At 54.8% G+C, this 17721-nt stretch carries 25 protein-coding genes; all 25 read right to left on the reverse strand.

What is annotated here, in order from left to right; all coding sequences use genetic code 11:
* Entirely contained in the window at window positions 1-177 is a 177-nt protein-coding gene (gene rpmD / locus LVW35_RS25610; protein ID WP_003176408.1) for a 50S ribosomal protein L30, read from the reverse strand.
* 2 nt (window positions 178-179) lie between these two features.
* Complete coding sequence (rpsE, locus tag LVW35_RS25615; RefSeq protein ID WP_003176409.1) at window positions 180-680, reverse strand: 30S ribosomal protein S5; 501 nt, start codon at window positions 678-680, stop codon at window positions 180-182.
* 3 nt (window positions 681-683) lie between these two features.
* Complete coding sequence (rplR, locus tag LVW35_RS25620; protein WP_003186037.1) at window positions 684-1034, reverse strand: 50S ribosomal protein L18; 351 nt, start codon at window positions 1032-1034, stop codon at window positions 684-686.
* Between the two features lie 10 nt (window positions 1035-1044).
* A complete protein-coding gene (gene rplF, locus LVW35_RS25625; protein ID WP_003194640.1) occupies window positions 1045-1578 on the reverse strand; it encodes a 50S ribosomal protein L6 in 534 nt (177 codons plus the stop codon).
* Window positions 1579-1590: 12 nt separating this feature from the next.
* Entirely contained in the window at window positions 1591-1983 is a 393-nt protein-coding gene (gene rpsH, locus LVW35_RS25630; RefSeq protein ID WP_010206883.1) for a 30S ribosomal protein S8, read from the reverse strand.
* A gap of 207 nt (window positions 1984-2190) precedes the next feature.
* On the reverse strand, window positions 2191-2496 hold the full coding sequence (gene rpsN, locus LVW35_RS25635; protein WP_003176414.1) for a 30S ribosomal protein S14: 306 nt from the start codon (window positions 2494-2496) through the stop codon (window positions 2191-2193).
* A 13-nt stretch (window positions 2497-2509) separates the two neighbouring features.
* Window positions 2510-3049, reverse strand: coding sequence for a 50S ribosomal protein L5 (gene rplE / locus LVW35_RS25640; RefSeq protein ID WP_003194642.1), 540 nt, complete (start codon window positions 3047-3049; stop codon window positions 2510-2512).
* A gap of 22 nt (window positions 3050-3071) precedes the next feature.
* Window positions 3072-3386, reverse strand: coding sequence for a 50S ribosomal protein L24 (gene rplX / locus LVW35_RS25645; protein ID WP_003176416.1), 315 nt, complete (start codon window positions 3384-3386; stop codon window positions 3072-3074).
* An 11-nt stretch (window positions 3387-3397) separates the two neighbouring features.
* The gene (gene rplN, locus LVW35_RS25650; protein ID WP_002555479.1) at window positions 3398-3766 is read right to left on the reverse strand and encodes a 50S ribosomal protein L14; all 369 of its coding nucleotides are present in this window, start codon (window positions 3764-3766) and stop codon (window positions 3398-3400) included.
* A 23-nt stretch (window positions 3767-3789) separates the two neighbouring features.
* Complete coding sequence (rpsQ, locus tag LVW35_RS25655) at window positions 3790-4056, reverse strand: 30S ribosomal protein S17 (RefSeq protein WP_003176419.1); 267 nt, start codon at window positions 4054-4056, stop codon at window positions 3790-3792.
* A gap of 2 nt (window positions 4057-4058) precedes the next feature.
* Window positions 4059-4250, reverse strand: a complete 192-nt coding sequence (gene rpmC, locus LVW35_RS25660; RefSeq protein WP_002555481.1) for a 50S ribosomal protein L29 — start codon at window positions 4248-4250, stop codon at window positions 4059-4061.
* The gene (rplP, locus tag LVW35_RS25665; RefSeq protein ID WP_003176421.1) at window positions 4250-4663 is read right to left on the reverse strand and encodes a 50S ribosomal protein L16; all 414 of its coding nucleotides are present in this window, start codon (window positions 4661-4663) and stop codon (window positions 4250-4252) included. The genes rpmC and rplP overlap by 1 nt, the downstream gene beginning before the upstream one ends.
* 12 nt (window positions 4664-4675) lie before the next feature.
* A complete protein-coding gene (rpsC, locus tag LVW35_RS25670) occupies window positions 4676-5362 on the reverse strand; it encodes a 30S ribosomal protein S3 (RefSeq protein WP_003176422.1) in 687 nt (228 codons plus the stop codon).
* Between the two features lie 13 nt (window positions 5363-5375).
* On the reverse strand, window positions 5376-5708 hold the full coding sequence (gene rplV / locus LVW35_RS25675; RefSeq protein ID WP_003103908.1) for a 50S ribosomal protein L22: 333 nt from the start codon (window positions 5706-5708) through the stop codon (window positions 5376-5378).
* A gap of 11 nt (window positions 5709-5719) precedes the next feature.
* Entirely contained in the window at window positions 5720-5995 is a 276-nt protein-coding gene (gene rpsS, locus LVW35_RS25680; protein ID WP_003232420.1) for a 30S ribosomal protein S19, read from the reverse strand.
* A gap of 16 nt (window positions 5996-6011) precedes the next feature.
* Window positions 6012-6836, reverse strand: coding sequence for a 50S ribosomal protein L2 (gene rplB / locus LVW35_RS25685; RefSeq protein WP_003186055.1), 825 nt, complete (start codon window positions 6834-6836; stop codon window positions 6012-6014).
* 14 nt (window positions 6837-6850) lie between these two features.
* Entirely contained in the window at window positions 6851-7150 is a 300-nt protein-coding gene (gene rplW, locus LVW35_RS25690; RefSeq protein WP_002555488.1) for a 50S ribosomal protein L23, read from the reverse strand.
* A complete protein-coding gene (gene rplD, locus LVW35_RS25695; protein ID WP_003176424.1) occupies window positions 7147-7749 on the reverse strand; it encodes a 50S ribosomal protein L4 in 603 nt (200 codons plus the stop codon). The genes rplW and rplD overlap by 4 nt, the downstream gene beginning before the upstream one ends.
* A 12-nt stretch (window positions 7750-7761) precedes the next feature.
* A complete protein-coding gene (gene rplC, locus LVW35_RS25700; protein ID WP_003194649.1) occupies window positions 7762-8397 on the reverse strand; it encodes a 50S ribosomal protein L3 in 636 nt (211 codons plus the stop codon).
* Window positions 8398-8478: 81 nt separating this feature from the next.
* Entirely contained in the window at window positions 8479-8790 is a 312-nt protein-coding gene (rpsJ, locus tag LVW35_RS25705) for a 30S ribosomal protein S10 (protein WP_003186070.1), read from the reverse strand.
* Between the two features lie 158 nt (window positions 8791-8948).
* Window positions 8949-10142: an elongation factor Tu gene (gene tuf / locus LVW35_RS25710; protein WP_010206920.1), complete on the reverse strand. Its 1194-nt coding sequence runs from the start codon at window positions 10140-10142 to the stop codon at window positions 8949-8951.
* Window positions 10143-10172: 30 nt separating this feature from the next.
* Window positions 10173-12278 (reverse strand): elongation factor G, encoded by a 2106-nt coding sequence (gene fusA / locus LVW35_RS25715; protein ID WP_010206921.1) that lies wholly within the window; start codon window positions 12276-12278, stop codon window positions 10173-10175.
* Between the two features lie 30 nt (window positions 12279-12308).
* A complete protein-coding gene (gene rpsG / locus LVW35_RS25720; protein WP_002555493.1) occupies window positions 12309-12779 on the reverse strand; it encodes a 30S ribosomal protein S7 in 471 nt (156 codons plus the stop codon).
* 118 nt (window positions 12780-12897) lie between these two features.
* Window positions 12898-13269 (reverse strand): 30S ribosomal protein S12, encoded by a 372-nt coding sequence (gene rpsL / locus LVW35_RS25725; protein ID WP_002555494.1) that lies wholly within the window; start codon window positions 13267-13269, stop codon window positions 12898-12900.
* Between the two features lie 215 nt (window positions 13270-13484).
* Window positions 13485-17684, reverse strand: a complete 4200-nt coding sequence (gene rpoC / locus LVW35_RS25730; protein ID WP_233892563.1) for a DNA-directed RNA polymerase subunit beta' — start codon at window positions 17682-17684, stop codon at window positions 13485-13487.
* Window positions 17685-17721: the final 37 nt, after the last annotated feature.

The following is a 17721-nucleotide window of genomic DNA, read 5'->3' on the forward strand; positions in this document are numbered from 1 at the left end:
TTAACCCTCTACACGCAGCATGTAGTAAGCCTTGTTGATCATCCCGCGATTCTCGGGAGTATCCTGGACTTCTACAGTGTGACCGATGCGACGCAGACCCAGACCTTTAACACACAGTTTGTGGTTAGGGATGCGGCCGGTCATGCTTTTGATCAGCGTTACTTTAACGGTAGCCATGATCAGAAGATCTCCTTGACAGTCAGGCCACGCTTGGCAGCGATGGACTCAGGAGATTGCATAGCTTTCAAACCTTTGAAAGTGGCGTGAACCACGTTTACCGGGTTAGTCGAGCCATAGCACTTGGCCAGAACGTTCTGAACGCCAGCAACTTCGAGGACAGCACGCATAGCGCCGCCAGCGATGATACCGGTACCCTCAGAAGCAGGCTGCATGTACACCTTCGAAGCGCCATGGGCGGACTTCATTGCGTACTGCAGAGTGGTGCCGTTCAGATCAACTTGGATCATGTTGCGACGAGCAGCTTCCATTGCCTTCTGGATCGCAGCAGGCACTTCACGTGACTTGCCACGGCCGAAGCCAACGCGCCCTTTACCATCACCTACCACGGTCAACGCGGTGAACGTGAAGATACGGCCGCCTTTAACGGTTTTGGCTACGCGGTTAACTTGAACCAGCTTCTCAATGTAGCCTTCGTCGCGCTTTTGGTCGTTATTTGACATAACTTAGAACTCCAGCCCAGCTTCACGAGCAGCATCAGCCAGCGCTTTCACGCGACCGTGGTACTTGAAGCCAGAGCGGTCGAAAGCCACTTGCGAGACGCCAGCGGCCTTAGCACGCGTAGCGACCAGCTGGCCAACCTTTGTGGCCGCGTCGATGTTGCCGGTGGCACCATCACGCAGTTCTTTATCCAAAGTCGAGGCGCTTGCCAGGACTTTGTTGCCGTCGGCCGAGATGACCTGGGCGTAGATGTGCTGCGACGAGCGGAACACGCAGAGACGCACGACTTCGAGTTCGTGCATTTTCAGGCGTGCTTTGCGAGCGCGACGCAGTCGAGTAACTTTTTTGTCGGTCATTTGCTATGCCCTACTTCTTCTTGGCTTCTTTACGACGGACGACTTCGTCCGCGTAGCGCACACCTTTGCCTTTGTACGGCTCTGGTGGACGGAAGTCGCGGATCTCAGCGGCCACTTGACCTACCAGCTGCTTGTCGATGCCCTTGATCAGGATATCGGTCTGGCTAGGGGTCTCAGCAGTGATGCCCGCTGGCAGTTCGTAATCCACAGGGTGCGAGAAGCCAAGGGCCAGGTTCAAAACCGTGCCTTTTGCTTGCGCTTTGTAACCAACACCGACCAGCTGGAGCTTACGCTCGAAGCCTTGGCTTACGCCTTGGACCATGTTGTTTACCAACGCACGCGTGGTACCGGCCATTGCGCGAGTTTGTTGATCGCCATTGCGAGCAGCGAAACGCAGCTCACCAGCTTCTTCAACGATCTCAACGGACGAATGGATGTTCAGTTCAAGAGTACCCTTGGCACCCTTCACCGAAAGCTGTTGGCCTGCGAATTTGACTTCGACACCGGCTGGCAGCTTAACGGGGTTCTTAGCGACGCGAGACATGCTTATCCCCCCTTAGAACACAGTGCAAAGAACTTCGCCGCCGACACCGGCAGCGCGCGCAGCACGATCCGTCATCACACCTTTGTTGGTGGAGACGATAGACACGCCCAGACCGCCACGAACTTTCGGCAGATCTTCAGCGGACTTGTACTGACGCAGGCCTGGACGGCTAACGCGCTTCACTTCCTCGATGACCGAACGGCCTTCGAAGTACTTCAGCTCGATGGACAGCAGTGCTTTTACATCGCTGCTGATCTGATAACCCGCAATGTAGCCTTCGTCTTTCAGGACTTTGGCAACAGCAACCTTCAACTTGGAAGATGGCATGCTTACGACGGACTTTTCAGCCATCTGGGCATTACGGATACGAGTTAGCATGTCCGCTAACGGGTCCTGCATACTCATGGGCTAGACGCTCCTAATACAAAAAAATTAGCCTTGCGGCTACATATGTCGCCGAGAATCTCCGGGCAAAAAAACACGGGCTCAGGCGAGCCGCGTATTTTAGACACACTCCAGAAATGAAACAAGCCCCAAAAGGGGCTTGTTCCAGATTCAGGGTCACCGGCGGTCAGTATCTTGCGACATTGACCACCTGGACGCTGAAAGTACTTACCAGCTGGCTTTAACCAGACCTGGTACGTCACCACGCATTGCCGCTTCACGCAGCTTGTTACGGCCGAGGCCGAACTTGCGGTAAACGCCGTGTGGACGACCGGTCAGGCGGCAGCGGTTACGCATGCGCGAAGCGCTTGCATCACGTGGCTGCTTCTGCAGGGCAACTGTAGCTTCCCAACGTGCTTCTGGACTTGCGTTCAGATCAACGATGATTGCTTTCAGTGCTGCACGCTTCTTGGCGTACTTGGCAACCGTGAGCTGACGCTTCAGCTCGCGGTTTTTCATGCTCATCTTGGCCATGGTCCTACTCCAATCAGTTGCGGAACGGGAATTTGAAAGCACGCAACAGGGCGCGACCTTCATCATCGTTCTTGGCAGTGGTGGTCAGGGTGATGTCCAGACCGCGGAGAGCATCGATCTTGTCGTAGTCGATTTCCGGGAAGATGATCTGCTCTTTCACGCCCATGCTGTAGTTACCACGACCATCGAAGGACTTGGCATTCAGACCGCGGAAGTCGCGGACCCGAGGCAGGGAGATCGACAGCAGACGATCCAGGAATTCGTACATACGCTCACGGCGCAGGGTCACTTTGACGCCGATCGGCCAACCTTCACGGACTTTAAAGCCAGCGATGGATTTCCGAGCGTAGGTCACAACGACTTTCTGGCCGGTGATCTTTTCCAGGTCAGCAACAGCATGCTCGATGACTTTTTTGTCGCCGATCGCTTCGCCCAGACCCATATTCAGGGTGATTTTGGTAACGCGCGGAACTTCCATCACGTTCCCAAGCTTAAGTTCTTCCTTAAGCTTAGGGGCGATTTCCTTCCGGTAAATCTCTTGTAGTCGTGCCATGGTCTAATCTACCTAGCAGTGTTCAAGCATCAACCGCTTTTTGGGTCGACTTGAAGACACGAATTTTCTTACCGTCTTCTACTTTGAAACCAACGCGGTCAGCCTTGTTGGTTTCGCCGTTGAAGATGGCGACGTTAGAAGCATCCAGCGGAGCTTCTTTCTCGACGATACCGCCCTGCACGCCCGACATCGGGTTAGGCTTGGTATGACGCTTGACCAGGTTCAGACCGCCGATAACCAGACGGTTATTGGCGAGAACCTTAAGCACCTTACCGCGCTTACCTTTGTCTTTGCCGGCGATCACGATGATCTCGTCGTCACGACGAATCTTTTGCATGTCGGATCTCCTTACAGCACTTCTGGGGCGAGCGAGACGATCTTCATGAACTTCTCAGTACGAAGTTCACGGGTCACTGGCCCAAAGATACGGGTGCCGATCGGCTCTTGCTTGTTGTTCAGAAGAACAGCAGCGTTGCCATCAAAGCGGATAATGGAGCCATCAGCACGACGTACGCCGTGACGAGTGCGGACTACAACTGCAGTCATCACTTGGCCTTTTTTCACTTTACCGCGAGGAATTGCTTCCTTGACGGTAACTTTGATGATGTCACCGATACCAGCGTAACGACGATGGGAGCCACCCAGCACCTTGATGCACATAACACGGCGAGCGCCGCTGTTATCGGCCACATCGAGCATGGATTGAGTCTGAATCATATAATTTCTCCGACCCCTAGTCCTTAGACTTCCACAGCGCGTTCGAGAACATCAACCAGTGCCCAAGACTTGGTCTTGGCCAGCGGACGAGTTTCACGAATAGTGACTTTGTCGCCGATGTGGCACTGATTGGTTTCGTCGTGCGCGTGCAGCTTAGTCGAACGCTTAACATATTTACCGTAGATCGGGTGCTTAACGCGACGCTCGATCAGAACGGTGATGGTTTTGTCCATCTTGTCGCTGACAACACGGCCAGTCAGCGTACGGACAGTCTTTTCGGCTTCAGCCATGATCACTTACCTGCCTGCTGGTTGAGCACAGTCTTCACGCGAGCGATGTCACGCTTAACTTGCGAGAGCAGATGAGACTGCCCCAACTGGCCAGTTGCTTTCTGCATACGCAGATTGAACTGGTCGCGCAGCAGGCCGAGCAGTTGCTCGTTCAGCTGCTGTGCGGATTTTTCACGAAGTTCATTCGCTTTCATCACATCACCGTCCGTTTAACAAAGGAGGTGGCGAGCGGCAGCTTTGCAGCAGCCAGGGCGAAAGCCTCACGCGCCAGCTCTTCAGAAACACCCTCGATTTCATACAGGACTTTGCCTGGCTGAATCTGGGCTACCCAGTATTCCACGTTACCCTTACCTTTACCCATCCGAACCTCGAGAGGTTTTTTGGAGATCGGCTTGTCCGGGAATACACGGATCCAGATCTTGCCGCCACGTTTTACGTGACGGGTCAGAGCACGACGCGCTGACTCGATCTGACGAGCGGTGAGACGACCACGAGCTACAGACTTCAGCGCGAACTCGCCGAAGCTGACTTTGCTACCGCGCTGAGCCAGACCACGGTTGTGGCCTGTCATCTGCTTGCGGAACTTCGTACGCTTAGGTTGCAACATTTGGCGTACCCCTTACTTAGCAGCTTTTTTACGAGGCGCTGGTGCTTGTGGTTTCAGTTCTTCTTGGCGACCACCAATTACTTCGCCTTTGAAGATCCAAACCTTTACACCGATCACACCGTAAGTGGTGTGAGCTTCGTAGTTGGCATAGTCGATGTCGGCACGCAGGGTGTGCAGTGGCACACGACCTTCGCGATACCATTCAGTACGTGCGATTTCAGCACCGCCGAGACGACCGCTCACTTGGATTTTGATGCCTTTGGCACCAATGCGCATGGCGTTCTGTACAGCGCGCTTCATAGCGCGACGGAACATTACGCGACGCTCCAGCTGCTGAGCTACGCTCTGCGCAACCAGCATACCGTCGAGTTCCGGCTTGCGGATCTCTTCGATATTGATGTGCACAGGCACACCCATTTGCTTGGTCAGGTCCTGACGCAGTTTCTCAACATCTTCACCTTTCTTCCCGATAACGATACCTGGACGAGCGGTGTGGATGGTGATACGTGCAGTTTGGGCCGGACGATGGATATCGATACGGCTTACGGACGCGCTTTTTAGTTTGTCTTGGAGATACTCACGCACCTTCAGATCAGCGAACAAATAGTCCGCATAAGTCCGACCGTCTGCGTACCAGACGGAGGTGTGCTCCTTGACGATTCCCAGGCGAATGCCAATGGGATGTACTTTCTGACCCATCTCTTCGACTCCGTTACTTGTCAGCAACCTTGACAGTGATATGGCAAGACCGCTTGACGATGCGATCAGCACGGCCTTTGGCACGTGGCATGATGCGCTTCAGCGAACGCCCTTCGTTGACGAAAACGGTGCTGACCTTCAGGTCATCAACGTCTGCGCCTTCGTTATGCTCGGCGTTGGCTACGGCCGACTCCAGCACTTTCTTCATGATCTCGGCGGCTTTCTTACTGCTGAAAGCCAACAGGTTGAGCGCTTCGCCCACCTTCTTCCCGCGGATCTGGTCGGCGACCAAGCGGGCTTTCTGGGCGGAGATTCGAGCGCCCGACAACTTAGCGGCTACTTCCATTTCCTTACCCCTTAACGCTTGGCTTTCTTGTCTGCCACGTGCCCACGATAAGTGCGGGTACCGGCAAACTCGCCTAGTTTGTGGCCGACCATGTCTTCGTTCACGAGAACTGGGACGTGCAAGCGACCGTTGTGTACAGCGATGGTCAGACCGACCATTTGTGGCAGGATCATCGAACGACGCGACCAGGTCTTAACTGGTTTGCGATCATTCTTTTCCGCCGCCACTTCGATCTTCTTCAGTAGGTGAAGATCAATAAAAGGACCTTTTTTCAGAGAACGTGGCACTGTCGTATCCCTCTATTTACTTGCGACGACGGACGATCATTTTGTCGGTACGCTTATTACCACGAGTCTTCGCGCCCTTAGTCGGGAAGCCCCATGGCGATACCGGATGACGACCACCAGAGGTACGACCTTCACCACCACCGTGTGGGTGGTCAACCGGGTTCATGGCAACACCACGAACGGTTGGGCGAACGCCACGCCAGCGTTTGGCACCAGCTTTACCCAGCGAACGCAGGCTGTGCTCGGAGTTCGAGACTTCGCCCAGGGTCGCGCGGCATTCAGCCAGCACTTTACGCATCTCACCAGAACGCAGACGCAGGGTCACGTAGACACCTTCACGAGCGATCAGCTGAGCCGAAGCACCAGCGGAACGAGCGATTTGCGCGCCTTTACCTGGCTTCAATTCGATGCCGTGTACGGTGCTACCAACTGGAATGTTGCGCAGTTGCAGAGCGTTGCCCGGCTTGATCGGTGCCAAAGCACCTGCGATCAGCTGGTCGCCAGCGCTCACGCCTTTAGGGGCGATGATGTAGCGACGCTCGCCATCTGCGTACAGCAGCAGAGCGATGTGAGCAGTACGGTTTGGATCGTATTCGATACGCTCGACAGTGGCAGCGATGCCATCTTTGTCGTTGCGACGGAAATCGACCAGACGATAATGCTGCTTATGGCCACCACCGATGTGACGAGTGGTAATACGACCATTGTTGTTACGACCACCAGACTTCGATTTTTTCTCGAGCAGCGGTGCGTGAGGAGCGCCTTTATGCAGCTCCTGGTTGACCACCTTGACCACAAAACGGCGGCCAGGGGAAGTCGGTTTGCATTTAACGATTGCCATGATGCACCCCTTCCTTACTCAGCACTGCTGCTGAAATCGAGATCTTGGCCTGGCTGAAGGGAGATAACTGCCTTCTTCCAGTCATTACGCTTGCCCAGACCGCGAGCAGTGCGCTTGCTCTTACCCAGAACATTCAGGGTAGTAACACGCTCTACTTTCACGCTGAACAGGCTTTCGACGGCCTTCTTGATTTCCAGCTTGGTTGCGTCAGTTGCAACCTTGAAAACGAACTGGCCTTTCTTGTCAGCCAGAACCGTAGCCTTTTCGGAAACGTGCGGGCCAAGCAGAACTTTAAATACGCGTTCCTGGTTCATCCCAGCAGCTCCTCGAATTTCTTCACGGCCGACACGGTGATCAACACCTTGTCGTATGCGATCAGACTAACTGGATCGGAACCTTGCACGTCACGTACATCAACGTGTGGCAGGTTGCGAGCAGCCAGGTACAGGTTCTGATCAACAGCTTCAGACACGATCAAAACATCGGTCAGGCTCATGTTGTTCAGTTTGCCCAGCAGATCTTTGGTTTTCGGGCTTTCAACAGCGAAGTCCTGAACCACGACCAGACGGTCAGTACGCACGAGTTCAGCAAGGATGGAGCGCAGAGCTGCGCGGTACATCTTCTTGTTGAGCTTCTGCGAGTGATCCTGTGGACGAGCTGCGAAAGTGGTACCACCGCCACGCCAGATTGGGCTACGGATAGTACCGGCACGAGCACGGCCAGTACCTTTCTGACGCCAAGGGCGCTTACCGCCACCGCGTACGTCGGAACGGGTCTTTTGCTGCTTGCTACCTTGACGGCCGCCGGCCATGTAGGCCACGACTGCTTGGTGAACCAGCGTCTCGTTGAATTCGCCGCCAAATGTCAGTTCGGAAACTTCGATCGCTTGAGCGTCATTTACATTTAATTGCATGTCAGCTTCCCCTTAACCGCGAGCCTTGGCCGCTGGACGTACAACCAGGTTGCCGCCAGTAGCGCCAGGAACAGCACCCTTGACCAACAACAGATTGCGTTCAGCGTCGACGCGCACTACTTCGAGGGACTGCACGGTCACGCGCTCAGCGCCCATATGACCGGACATTTTCTTGCCCTTGAATACACGACCAGGAGTCTGGCACTGGCCGATAGAGCCCGGGACGCGGTGGGAGACGGAGTTACCGTGAGTGTTGTCTTGGCCACGGAAATTCCAACGCTTGATCGTACCCTGGAAGCCTTTACCTTTGGACTGACCGGTTACATCAACCAGTTGACCAGCAGCGAAGATTTCAGCGTTGATCAGATCGCCAGCCTGGTAGTCGCCGTCTTCGAGACGGAACTCCATGACAGTACGACCAGCTGCAACGTTTGCTTTTGCGAAGTGGCCTGCTTGAGCAGCAGTCACACGCGAAGCACGACGCTCGCCGACAGTGACTTGCACTGCACGATAGCCATCGGTTTCTTCAGTTTTGAACTGGGTGACGCGATTCGGCTCGATCTCAATGACCGTGACCGGAATGGAGACACCTTCTTCGGTGAAAATACGGGTCATACCGCATTTACGACCGACTACACCAATAGTCATGTTGTAAACCTCATGAGTGTACGGGGCTTTCACCCGCTATGGCCGCCCATTTCAGAGCGTTACACGACTAAGACCCGAGTCTTAGCCGAGGCTGATCTGTACTTCCACACCGGCCGCCAGATCGAGCTTCATAAGAGCATCAACGGTTTTATCCGTTGGCTGGACGATGTCCAGTACGCGCTTATGAGTACGGATCTCGTACTGGTCACGCGCGTCTTTGTTGACGTGCGGGGAGACCAGAACGGTGAACCGCTCTTTACGGGTAGGCAGTGGAATTGGACCACGCACTTGAGCACCAGTACGTTTCGCGGTTTCCACGATTTCCTGGGTGGATTGGTCGATCAGGCGATGGTCAAAAGCCTTCAACCTGATACGGATTTGCTGATTTTGCATTGGATTTCAGACTCCGGCTGCTATTCCCACCGGGCGCAATGCGCCCGTTAAAAGGAGGCGCAATTCTATAGACGCCCCCGATAGGTGTCAACCCAATAAAAAAGGCCCCCGCTAAGCGGGGGCCTTCTCAAAAAACCGAGTTATCTCAGAAGAGATAATTACTCGATGATTTTAGCTACAACGCCAGCACCAACGGTACGGCCGCCTTCGCGAATAGCGAAACGCAGACCGTCTTCCATTGCGATGGTTTTGATCAGGGTAACAGTCATTTGAATGTTATCGCCTGGCATTACCATTTCAACGCCTTCTGGCAGTTCGCAGTTACCGGTCACGTCAGTAGTACGGAAGTAGAACTGTGGACGGTAGCCTTTGAAGAACGGAGTGTGACGACCGCCTTCTTCCTTGCTCAGAACGTAAACTTCTGCGGTGAACTTGGTGTGCGGCTTGACCGAACCTGGCTTAACCAGAACCTGGCCACGCTCAACGTCGTCACGCTTGGTACCACGCAGCAGAACGCCGCAGTTCTCGCCAGCACGACCTTCGTCAAGCAGCTTACGGAACATTTCAACACCGGTGCAGGTGGTGACGGTAGTATCACGCAGACCAACGATTTCCAGTGGATCTTGAACGCGAACGATACCGCGCTCGATACGACCAGTCACAACAGTACCGCGACCGGAGATCGAGAATACGTCTTCGATTGGCATCAGGAACGGCTTGTCGGTCAGACGAACTGGCTCTGGGATGTAGCTGTCCAGAGTTTCAACCAGTTTACGAACGGCAGTAGTGCCCATTTCGTTGTCGTCTTTGCCTTCCAGAGCCATACGAGCAGAACCGATGATGATCGGAGTGTCGTCACCTGGGAAGTCGTAAGTGCTCAGCAGATCGCGCACTTCCATCTCAACCAGTTCCAGCAGCTCAGCGTCGTCTACCAGGTCAGCCTTGTTCAGGAAAACCACGATGTACGGAACGCCTACCTGACGGGACAGCAGGATGTGCTCACGGGTTTGTGGCATCGGACCATCAGCGGCCGAGCAAACCAGGATCGCGCCGTCCATCTGGGCAGCACCAGTGATCATGTTCTTCACGTAGTCAGCGTGACCTGGGCAGTCAACGTGAGCGTAGTGACGAATAGTCGAGTTGTACTCAACGTGAGCGGTGTTGATGGTGATACCACGAGCTTTTTCTTCTGGTGCGCTGTCGATCTTGTCGAAGTCAACACGAGCCGAACCGAAAACTTCGGAGCAGACGCGAGTCAGAGCAGCGGTCAGAGTGGTTTTACCGTGGTCAACGTGGCCGATGGTGCCAACGTTTACGTGCGGTAGGGAACGATCAAATTTTTCTTTAGCCACGACAATTAACTCCTTGCCTAAAGGACTGAATCAGCCTTGTTTTTTGGATACAGTTTCAGCGATGTGCGCCGGAGCTGTGTTGTATTTTTTGAATTCCATAGAGTAGCTTGCGCGACCCTGGGACATGGAGCGAACGTCGGTCGCATAACCGAACATCTCACCCAACGGAACCTCGGCGCGAATCACTTTGCCGGAAACCGTGTCTTCCATACCCAAGATCATGCCGCGACGACGGTTAAGGTCGCCCATGACATCACCCATATAGTCTTCAGGTGTAACAACTTCTACCGCCATGATTGGCTCAAGCAACTCACCACCGCCCTTCTGGGCCAGTTGCTTGGTTGCCATGGAAGCAGCCACCTTAAACGCCATCTCGTTGGAGTCGACGTCGTGGTAAGAACCGTCAAAAACGGTTGCTTTCAGGCCGATCAGCGGATAGCCGGCAACAACACCGTTCTTCATCTGCTCTTCGATACCCTTCTGGATAGCCGGGATGTATTCCTTAGGAACAACACCACCAACTACTTCGTTCACGAATTGCAGACCTTCCTGACCTTCGTCAGCAGGAGCAAAACGGATCCAGCAGTGACCGAACTGACCACGACCGCCGGATTGACGAACGAACTTGCCTTCGATTTCACAGTTCTTCGTGATGCGCTCACGATAGGAAACCTGAGGCTTACCGATGTTGGCTTCGACGTTGAACTCACGGCGCATCCGGTCAACCAGGATGTCCAGGTGCAGCTCGCCCATGCCGGAGATGATCGTTTGACCAGTCTCTTCATCAGTCTTGACGCGGAAAGATGGATCTTCCTGAGCAAGTTTGCCCAGAGCGATACCCATTTTTTCCTGGTCATCCTTGGTCTTAGGCTCTACGGCAACCGAAATAACCGGCTCCGGGAAGTCCATGCGAACCAGGATGATTGGCTTGGCAGCGTCGCACAAAGTCTCACCCGTGGTGACGTCCTTCATGCCGATCAGGGCCGCGATGTCACCAGCGCGCACTTCCTTGATCTCTTCACGGGCGTTTGCGTGCATTTGCACCATACGACCCACGCGCTCTTTCTTGCCTTTAACCGAGTTGATCACGCCGTCGCCGGAGGCCAACACGCCCGAGTAAACGCGGACGAAGGTCAAAGTACCCACGAATGGGTCGGTTGCGATCTTGAACGCCAGAGCCGAGAACGGCTCGCTGTCATCGGCGTGACGCTCCATCTCTTCTTCCTCGTTATCAGGGTTGGTGCCCTTGATAGCAGGAATATCGGTTGGAGCCGGCAGGTAGTCGATAACGGCGTCGAGAACCAGGGGAACACCCTTGTTCTTGAAAGAAGAACCGCAAACAGCCAAGACGATCTCGCCAGCGATAGTACGCTGACGCAGAGCAGCCTTGATTTCCACGTTGGTGAGCTCTTCACCTTCGAGGTACTTGTTCATCAGCTCTTCGCTGGCTTCGGCGGCAGCCTCAACCATGTTGTTGCGCCACTCGTCAGCCAGCTCCTGCAGTTCTGCAGGAATAGGCTTACGAACAGGCACCATGCCTTTGTCGGAATCATTCCAGTAAACAGCTTCCATGTTGATCAGATCGATCTGACCCTGGAAGTTGTCTTCGGAACCGATAGCCAATTGGATTGGCACCGGAGTGTGACCCAGACGCTGCTTGATCTGACCGATCACGCGCAGGAAGTTGGCACCAGCACGGTCCATCTTGTTTACGTAAACAAGACGTGGAACGCCGTACTTGTTGGCTTGACGCCATACGGTTTCCGACTGAGGTTCAACACCCGAGGTACCACAGAACACAACGACAGCGCCGTCGAGTACACGCAGGGAACGCTCAACTTCAATGGTGAAGTCCACGTGGCCCGGGGTATCGATTACGTTGAAACGGTGCTCGTCTTTGTACTGCTTCTCGGAACCTTTCCAGAAGGCGGTAATAGCAGCAGAAGTAATGGTAATACCACGCTCCTGCTCCTGAACCATCCAGTCTGTGGTCGCGGCGCCATCATGCACCTCGCCCATTTTGTGACTTTTGCCGGTGTAAAACAGTACGCGCTCGGTGGTGGTGGTTTTACCAGCATCCACGTGAGCAACGATACCGATGTTACGGTAGCGGCTAATCGGAGTAGTACGAGCCATAAAGCCCTCGCAAAATTAGTGAAGCTAAGATTAGAAGCGGTAGTGCGAGAAAGCTTTGTTAGCTTCAGCCATACGGTGCACGTCTTCACGCTTCTTAACAGCAGCACCTTTACCTTCAGCAGCGTCCAACAGCTCGCCGGCCAAACGCAGAGCCATAGACTTCTCGCCGCGCTTACGGGCGAAGTCTACCAACCAGCGCATTGCCAGAGCGTTACGACGGGACGGGCGAACTTCGACCGGAACCTGGTAAGTAGCACCGCCTACACGGCGCGACTTCACTTCGACCAGCGGAGCGATGGCGTCGAGAGCTTTCTCGAAGATTTCCAGGGGATCGCTGTTCTTGCGTTCTTTAACCTTTTCCAGCGCGCCATAAACGATACGCTCGGCAACGGCTTTTTTGCCGCTTTCCATCACGTGGTTCATGAACTTGGCCAGGATTTGGCTTCCGTATTTTGGATCGTCAAGCACTTCGCGCTTGGCTGCTACGCGTCTTCTTGGCATGGATAAGCCCTCAAACGGTCTTCAGGTTCGCTCGGAATCGGTGCCCTTGCGGGACGCCTCCGACCTTACTCTTATCGACTCAGAAAATAAGATGATTCAGGTTTACAAAAAGCCGCTACTACTTAGGCTTCTTGGTACCGTACTTCGAACGACCCTGGTTACGACCTTTAACGCCGGAAGTATCCAAGGAGCCGCGTACGGTGTGATAACGAACACCTGGCAAGTCTTTTACACGACCGCCGCGGATCAGTACCACGCTGTGCTCTTGCAGGTTGTGACCTTCACCACCGATGTACGAGGAAACCTCGAAACCGTTGGTCAGGCGCACACGGCATACTTTACGCAGTGCCGAGTTAGGTTTTTTCGGCGTAGTGGTATACACGCGAGTGCATACGCCACGACGTTGCGGGCAGTTCTGCAGCGCAGGTACGTCGGATTTCTCGACGATACGCTTACGCGGCTGACGTACCAGCTGGTTGATAGTTGCCATCTACTAGCTCCACTGTTGTCTTGCGACGCTATTGTCTTGCAAGAAAAGCAAAATGGCAGGAACGAATTCCCGCCAAATTTAGGGGTACAAGAGTCTAAAGAGGATCTTGTCCCCAGTCAAGGCAAGGCCCCGACATCCCCACTCATCGAACCGGGACAAAAATGCCTTGATCCGACGAGCGGGGCCGCCGGGGCCCAGACTTTCTAGTGCAGAACTCAGTTACCGCTAGAGTTCAGTGCTTCGGTCAGTGCCGCTTCCACTTCACTGGCGCTTACGCGCAACGGCTTGTCAGCATCACGGCGACGCTTGCGCTCGCTGTGGTAAGCCAAACCGGTACCGGCCGGGATCAGACGACCCACAACCACGTTTTCTTTCAGGCCGCGCAGGTAATCGCGCTTGCCGGTTACCGCTGCTTCGGTCAGTACGCGAGTGGTCTCCTGGAAGGAGGCCGCCGAGATGAACGACTCAGTGGACAACGACGCCTTGGTGATACCCAGCAGCACGCGAGTGAACTTGGACACGAACTTGTCCTCGGTCGCCAAGCGCTCGTTTTCCACCAGTACGTGAGTCAGTTCCATCTGGTCGCCCTTGATGAAACTCGAATCGCCGGATTCAGCGATTTCAACTTTACGCAGCATCTGACGCAGGATGGTCTCGATGTGCTTGTCGTTGATCTTCACGCCTTGCAGACGGTAAACGTCCTGGATCTCGTTAACGATGTACTTGGCCAGCGCACTCACACCCAGCAGACGCAGGATGTCGTGTGGATCGCTCGGGCCGTCGGAGATAACTTCGCCGCGGTTTACCTGTTCGCCTTCGAAGACGTTCAGGTGACGCCACTTCGGAATCAGCTCTTCGTACGGATCGCTACCGTCGTTCGGGGTAATGACCAGACGGCGCTTGCCCTTGGTCTCTTTACCGAACGCGATGGTACCGCTGACTTCAGCCAGAATCGACGCTTCTTTCGGACGACGAGCTTCGAACAAGTCGGCAACACGCGGCAGACCACCGGTGATGTCACGGGTCTTCGAAGTTTCTTGCGGGATACGCGCGATAACATCACCGATCGCGATCTTCGCACCATCCGCTACACCGACCAGGGCGTTGGCTGGCAGGAAGTACTGAGCGATAACGTCAGTGCCTGGCAGCAGCAAGTCCTTGCCGTTGTCATCGACCATCTTCACGGCAGGACGGATGTCTTTACCGGCAGCTGGACGATCTTTAGCGTCGAGTACTTCAATGTTGGTCATACCGGTCAATTCGTCAGTCTGACGCTTGATCGTGATGCCTTCTTCCATGCCCACGTAGGTCACGGTACCTTTCATTTCGGTAACGATTGGGTGAGTGTGCGGATCCCACTTGGCCACGATTGCGCCAGCGTCGACCTTGTCACCTTCTTTAACCGAAATCACAGCACCGTACGGCAGCTTGTAACGCTCGCGCTCACGACCGTAGTCATCAGCGATTGCCAGCTCACCGGAACGGGACACAGCAACCAGGTGTCCATCCACTCGCTCGACGTGTTTCAGGTTGTGCAGACGGACTGTACCGCCATTCTTCACCTGAACGCTGTCAGCTGCGGAGGTCCGGCTTGCCGCACCACCGATGTGGAACGTACGCATGGTCAGCTGGGTACCCGGCTCACCGATGGACTGGGCAGCGATAACGCCGACCGCTTCACCGATGTTCACCTGGTGACCACGAGCCAAGTCACGGCCGTAGCACTTGGCGCAGATACCGTAGCGGGTTTCGCAGCTGATCGGCGAGCGAACGATCACTTCGTCGATGCTGTTGAGTTCAATGAACTCGACCCACTTCTCATCAACCAGAGTGCCGGCAGGAACGATAACTTCCTCGGTACCCGGCTTGAATACGTCACGGGCAATAACACGACCCAATACGCGCTCACCCAGCGGCTCTACAACGTCACCGCCTTCAATGTGCGGAGTCATCAACAGACCGTGCTCGGTACCGCAATCGATCTCGGTTACAACCAGATCTTGTGCAACGTCTACCAGACGACGCGTCAGGTAACCGGAGTTAGCGGTTTTCAACGCGGTATCCGCAAGACCCTTACGAGCACCGTGAGTGGAGATGAAGTACTGAAGTACGCTCAAACCTTCACGGAAGTTCGCAGTAATCGGCGTTTCGATGATGGAACCGTCCGGCTTGGCCATCAGGCCACGCATACCGGCGAGCTGACGGATCTGTGCAGCAGAACCCCGTGCGCCCGAGTCGGCCATCATGTACATCGAGTTGAAGGACTCCTGGTCAACTTCGTCGCCGTGACGGTCGATGACTTTCTCTTTCGAGAGGTTGGCCATCATCGCCTTGGAAACTTCGTCGTTCGCCTTCGACCAAAGGTCGATTACCTTGTTGTACTTCTCGCCCTGGGTTACCAGGCCGGACGCGTACTGGCTTTCGATCTCTTTCACTTCGTCGGTGGCAGCACCGATGATGCGGGCTTTTTCATCCGGGATAACAAAGTCGTTAACACCGATGGAAACGCCGGAAATAGTCGAATAGGCAAAACCGGTGTACATCAACTGGTCAGCGAAGATCACGGTCTCTTTCAAACCAACCACGCGGTAGCACTGGTTGATCAGCTTGGAGATCGCCTTTTTCTTCATTGGCAGGTTGACGACGTCGTACGACAGACCTTTTGGCACAACTTGATACAACAGCGCACGGCCGACGGTAGTGTCGACGATACGGGTGTTGGTCACGCTGCCGCCATCACGGTCGTTGACGGTTTCGTTGATCCGCACTTTGACCTTGGCGTGCAGTGCGGCTTCGCCGGCACGGAACACACGGTCAACTTCTTGCAGGTCAGCGAACACACGACCTTCGCCCTTGGCGTTGATCGCTTCACGGGTCATGTAGTACAGACCCAATACAACGTCCTGCGACGGAACGATGATTGGCTCACCGTTGGCTGGCGAAAGAATGTTGTTGGTCGACATCATCAACGCACGCGCTTCCAACTGGGCTTCCAGTGTCAGCGGTACGTGCACGGCCATTTGGTCGCCGTCGAAGTCGGCGTTATACGCAGCACAGACCAGAGGGTGCAGCTGGATAGCCTTACCTTCGATCAGTACTGGTTCAAACGCCTGGATACCCAGACGGTGAAGGGTCGGTGCACGGTTGAGGAGAACCGGGTGTTCGCGGATCACTTCAGCGAGAACGTCCCAAACCTCTGGCAGTTCGCGCTCGACCATTTTCTTGGCCGCTTTGATGGTGGTCGCGAGACCGCGCATTTCCAGCTTGCCGAAGATGAATGGCTTGAACAGCTCGAGCGCCATCTTTTTAGGCAGACCGCACTGGTGCAGACGCAGGGTCGGGCCGACGGTAATTACCGAACGACCGGAGTAGTCAACACGCTTACCGAGCAAGTTCTGACGGAAACGACCTTGCTTACCCTTGATCATGTCAGCCAGGGATTTCAGAGGACGCTTGTTCGAACCGGTGATAGCGCGGCCACGACGACCGTTGTCGAGCAGTGCATCGACCGCTTCTTGCAACATACGCTTTTCGTTGCGCACGATGATGTCCGGAGCGGACAGATCGAGAAGGCGCTTCAAGCGGTTGTTACGGTTGATCACGCGGCGGTACAGGTCGTTGAGGTCGGACGTCGCGAAACGACCGCCATCCAACGGAACCAGCGGACGCAGGTCTGGCGGTAGAACCGGCAGAACGGTCAGCACCATCCACTCTGGCAAGTTGCCGGAACCCTGGAAGGCTTCCATCAACTTCAGACGCTTGGACAGCTTCTTGATCTTGGTTTCGGAGTTGGTTTGCGGAATTTCTTCACGCAGGCGGCCAATCTCGTGTTCCAGGTCAATAGCGTGCAGCAGTTCGCGGACAGCTTCGGCACCCATGCGGGCGTCAAAATCGTCACCGAACTCTTCCAGCGCTTCAAAGTACTGCTCGTCGTTCAGCAACTGACCTTTTTCAAGGGTGGTCATGCCTGGATCGATAACGACATAGCTCTCGAAGTAGAGAACGCGTTCGATATCACGCAGCGTCATGTCCATCAGCAAGCCGATACGGGACGGCAGCGATTTCAGGAACCAGATGTGGGCAACCGGCGAAGCCAGTTCGATGTGCGCCATGCGCTCACGACGAACCTTGGCCAGCGCAACTTCAACGCCGCACTTCTCGCAGATCACACCACGGTGCTTCAAGCGCTTGTACTTACCGCACAGGCACTCGTAATCCTTTACCGGGCCAAAGATCTTGGCGCAGAACAGGCCGTCACGCTCTGGTTTGAACGTACGGTAGTTGATGGTTTCCGGCTTTTTAACTTCACCGAACGACCACGAACGGATCATCTCAGGCGATGCCAACCCAATACGGATGGCGTCGAACTCTTCGACTTGACCCTGGTTTTTCAGCAAATTCAGTAGGTCTTTCAAGGCCTTTCCTCCTGGCGGAGCAGAGAGCGGGCTAAAC

The organism is Pseudomonas sp. HN11, from assembly GCF_021390155.1.
GTDB lineage: Bacteria > Pseudomonadota > Gammaproteobacteria > Pseudomonadales > Pseudomonadaceae > Aquipseudomonas.